This is a genomic window from Mycolicibacterium sp. Y3, assembly GCF_051188035.1.
Classification (GTDB): Bacteria; Actinomycetota; Actinomycetes; order Mycobacteriales; family Mycobacteriaceae; genus Mycobacterium; species Mycobacterium fluoranthenivorans.
In genome coordinates this window covers 4,744,335-4,748,485 of the sequence record NZ_JAVQLT010000001.1, presented here as the reverse complement: position 1 = coordinate 4,748,485, position 4,151 = coordinate 4,744,335, and the positions used below count along the sequence as shown (strand labels likewise).

Sequence of the window (4,151 nt, the reverse complement as noted above, 5' to 3'; positions counted from 1 at the left end):
CAATCTCCCGGTGGGGAAAGTAGTCGTCATCACGGGCGCCGGTAGCGGTATCGGCCGGGCCACGGCGCGGGTGCTGCTGGACGCCGGTCATCAGGTCGTGCTGGCCGGCCGCAGACCCGAACAGCTGACCGAGGCGGCCGCCGGCCGGCCGAATGCCAGGGTGGTGCCGACCGATGTCACCGATTCGGACTCGGTGCGGGCGCTGTTCGCGGACACCGTCGCCACCTTCGGACGGGTCGATGTGCTGTTCAACAACGCCGGAGTGTTCGGGCCCGCAGCGTCGATCACCGAGATCGACGTCGAGCAGTGGCACACGGTGTGGCGGACCAATGTGGACGGGTCGGTGTTCTGCGCGCGCGAGGCCGCCCGCATCATGGCCGCGCAGCTGCCGCGGGGCGGGCGGATCATCAACAACGGTTCGCTGTCCGCGCACCGTCCACGCCCGCACAGCCTGGCCTACACCGTCACCAAACACGCCATCAGCGGTTTGACGGCATCGATGTTGCTGGATCTGCGTGCCCTCGATATCTGTGTGACGCAACTCGACATCGGCAACGCGGCCACCGATATGACGGCCGGATTCAGCGAGACACTGCAGGCCGACGGAAGGCTGGCCGCCGAGCCGACCTTCGACGTGCACCACGTGGCGGGGGCCGTGGCGCATATCGTCGACCTGCCGCTCGAGGTTTCGGTACCGGAGCTGACGGTGATGGCGCGTGCCATGCCGTACTTCGGGCGAGGGTGAACCATGCCGGCGCGCTACGTCGTCAACTGCTCGATACTACTCACCGAACACCCGCTGCTCCAGCGCCCGCAGGTCGCCCGGGACGCGGGCTTCGAGGCGATCGAATTCTGGTGGCCGTTCACCGAATCCGTGCCGCCCGATGCCGAGGTCGACGCCTTTGTCGGGGCTGTCGCCGACGCCGGCGTGCGGCTGGTCGCGTTGAACTTCGCCGGTGGTGACATGGCGGCGGGGGAGCGGGGCCTGTTATCCGATCCCGGCCGCCGCCAGGAGTTCCGGGACAACGTCGACGTGGCCGTCGGCATTGCGGAAAGGTTGGGCACCAAGGCATTCAACGCGCTCTACGGCAACCGCGTCGACGGCATCCCGCCCGGGATTCACGAGGAGAACGCGACGGCCAACCTCGCCCATGCGGCCCGGCGGGCAGGCACGATCGGTGCGGACATCCTCGTGGAACCGCTCAGCGGTGTGCCCGGTTACCCGTTGCGGACGGCCGCCGACGTGATCGCGGTCCTCGACCGCGTCGGCATGCCGACGGTGCGATTGCTCGCGGATCTGTACCACCTGACCGTCAACGGTGATGATCTCGCCCGCGTCATCGAGGCGTATACCGAGCGGATCGGGCACGTTCAGATCGCGGACGCCCCCGGCCGCGGCGCTCCCGGAACCGGTGGCATCGATTTTCACGGTCATCTGACGCACCTCGCCGCCCGCGGTTACCGCGGACACGTCAGCCTCGAATACCGCGCGGACGGCCCCGACCCCTTCGGGTGGCTGCCGCCCGCCCGACGTGGCGGCAGCCCGTGGGGGTAGCGCAAAAGAAATCAGAGCCGGGGCCCGAAGGCCACCGGCTCTGTTCTGCGAAATCGGATCAGCGCAGCGAGTCCTCGAACTCGTACCGCTGAGCCACGGCGATCAGTTCTTCACGAACCGTCGAATCGGGCATTGCGTTGATCCGCGCGTAGAGGCGTCGCCGGCTGTTGGCCCGCTTCACATCGGCGCGAAACTGCGCGAAAGACATTTTCTTCACTCCTCGAAAGTTCCCCGGGTCGCGGGGACTCAGTTGTTGTCGGTGCCCACGGGTCGGGGATCACCCGATATGTGGAACACCTCGATGCTCCTTGTTAATTCTGTGTAACGCAACTTTCGCGGTGTGAGATTCGCTACAGCCCAGGTGATTTGGGTCCGAAAACGTGGCGCCCGCCACAATCCTCAGTCCAGGATGCGGCGCGCCACGTTGGTGGTCATCAGGTCGAGCAGTTCGTCGGCGCGCCCGGCCATGATGGTGCGGATCGCGTACAGCGAGAAGCCCTTTGCCTGCTCGACGGTGATGGCCGGCGGGATCGACAGTTCCTGACGGGCCGTCACCACATCCACCAGGGCTGGACCGTCGTAAGCCAGCGCCGCGCCCAGGGCGGATTCCAGGTCGGCGGGGTGCTCCACCCGGCGAGCGAACAGTCCCAGCGACTCGGCCACCGCGGCGAAGTCGGGATTCTTCAGGTCGGTGCCGAACGTGACGATGCCCGCGGCTTTCATCTCCAGCTCCACGAAGTTCAGCGACGAGTTGTTGAACACGATGAGTTTGACCGGGAGCCGGTTCTGAACGAGCGTGATCAGCTCGCCGAACAACATGGTCAGCCCGCCGTCACCGGCGAACGCAACCACCTGGCGGTCCCGGTTGACGGTCTGCGCGCCGATCGCCAACGGCAGTGCGCACGCCATGGTGCCGTGGTTGAAGGACCCGAGCAGTCGGCGCTTGCCGTTCATGGTCAGGTACCGCGCCGCCCACACCACCGGCGATCCGACGTCGACGGTGAACACCGCGTTGTCGGCAGCCAGCCGGTCGGCCACCGCCGCCACGTACTCGGGGCGGATCGGGGTACGGTCCCGGTCGTTGACCGCCAACTCGTCGAGTCGGTGCCGGGTCTTGCGGTAGTGGTTGCGCGCGCGGTCCAGGTGCGTGCGGTCGTGCCGCGCGGTGAGCAGCGGCGCCAAGGCGGTCAAGGTGTCGGTGACCGTGCCGACCAAGCCGAGATCGACGGGGGTGCGCCGACCCAGGTTCCGGCCCCGGATATCCACCTGGATGACGGTCGCGTTCTCCGGGTAGAACTGCCGATACGGGAAGTCGGTGCCGAGCATGAGCAGCACATCGGCTTCCTTGATGGCCTTGTAGCCGGAGGCGAACCCGAGCAGGCCGGTCATCCCGACGTCGTACGGGTTGTCGTACTCGACGAACTCCTTGCCGCGCAGGGCGTGCACCACCGGTGCCTGCAAGGTCTCGGCCAGCGCCACCAGCTGATCGTGAGCGCCCTGCACACCGGCCCCCGCGAGGATGGTGATGTTGTTGGCGCCGTTCAGGATCGCCGCCGCGCGGCGCAGCTCGTCGTCGGAGGGGCGGATCACGGGGTGTGTGGGCATCACCGGGGTGACGCGCACATCGCCGATCTTGGACAGGAAGATCTCACCGGGGACGACCACGACGGCCACCCCGTTCTCCTCGACCGCCGCCCGCATCGCCATCTCCAGGACACGCGGTGCGGACTCGGCGGTGGTGACCAGCTCGCAGTACACGCTGCACTCTCGGAACAGCTCCTGCGGGCGGGTCTCCTGGAAATACTGTGACCCGATCTCGGACTGCGGGATGTGCGCGGCGATGGCCAGTACCGGAACGCGGCTGCGCTGGGCATCGAACAGACCGTTGATCAAATGCAGGTTGCCCGGACCACAACTGCCCGCACACACCGCGAGTCGTCCGGTGAGCGCGGCGTCGGCAGCGGCGGCAAATCCGGCCGCTTCCTCGTGCCGCACATGCTCCCAGGCGAAGCCCTCCGAGCGCCGGATCGCATCGGTCAATCCGTTGAGGCTGTCTCCAGGCAATCCATAGACCCGTTGCACGCCGCTGGCGCGCAGGGTGGTGATGACGTGATCGGCGACGGTGGTCATGGCGTCAACCCTAGGTGCCGTGCCCAGGTGACGGGCGGCCCACTCCGGAGCGGGCCCACCACCCACGCCGAGCAGCGCAAACGCGCGATATCCAGCCGTTCGGCGGACGAATGTTGGGATCGGTAGCGATCGGCGCGCACTGTACTTGCCCTCACAGCGACGCCACCGCGGCGGCGCACCATGAGAGGAACTCCGAAGACATGAACATCGTGCCCGCCCGTATCCAGGAACAGATCAACCGCGTCGACCGCTCCCGGGCCATGGTGCTCGGAATCGTCGCCGGGCTGACCGTGCTGTGGTCGGTCTACCGGCTCGTCTGGCTGGTCTACTCCGCCACCGTGTTGGCCGGTGTCGGATGGTCGCCCATCGCACTGGTCTTCCCGTTCGTCCTGTGGACCGCCATCGGCGTCGCCGCGGCGATCGCCGCCCTGGCGTTCCTGAATCGCTACAAGCAACCCGAATGACG

5 protein-coding genes are annotated in these 4,151 nt (G+C 67.3%); 3 read left to right on the top strand and 2 right to left on the bottom strand.

Annotated elements, in window-relative coordinates; all coding sequences use genetic code 11:
* Positions 1 to 10 precede the first annotated feature (10 nt).
* Positions 11 to 745 carry an SDR family oxidoreductase gene (locus QN239_RS23190; protein ID WP_499013987.1) on the top strand — a complete coding sequence of 245 codons (735 nt, stop codon included), beginning with the start codon at positions 11 to 13 and terminating at the stop codon, positions 743 to 745.
* 3 nt (positions 746 to 748) lie between these two features.
* A complete protein-coding gene (locus QN239_RS23185; protein WP_499013985.1) occupies positions 749 to 1,555 on the top strand; it encodes a hydroxypyruvate isomerase family protein in 807 nt (268 codons plus the stop codon).
* Positions 1,556 to 1,613: 58 nt separating this feature from the next.
* On the opposite strand, the gene QN239_RS23180 is transcribed toward QN239_RS23185, so the two are convergent.
* Positions 1,614 to 1,763 (bottom strand): hypothetical protein, encoded by a 150-nt coding sequence (locus tag QN239_RS23180; RefSeq protein WP_090355121.1) that lies wholly within the window; start codon positions 1,761 to 1,763, stop codon positions 1,614 to 1,616.
* A 191-nt stretch (positions 1,764 to 1,954) separates the two neighbouring features.
* Positions 1,955 to 3,685, bottom strand: a complete 1,731-nt coding sequence (gene poxB / locus QN239_RS23175) for a ubiquinone-dependent pyruvate dehydrogenase (RefSeq protein WP_499013982.1) — start codon at positions 3,683 to 3,685, stop codon at positions 1,955 to 1,957.
* Positions 3,686 to 3,885: 200 nt separating this feature from the next.
* Here poxB and QN239_RS23170 point away from each other — a divergent pair, with 200 nt between their 5' ends.
* Positions 3,886 to 4,149, top strand: coding sequence for a hypothetical protein (locus tag QN239_RS23170; RefSeq protein WP_499013981.1), 264 nt, complete (start codon positions 3,886 to 3,888; stop codon positions 4,147 to 4,149).
* The last annotated feature ends 2 nt before the right edge of the window (positions 4,150 to 4,151 follow it).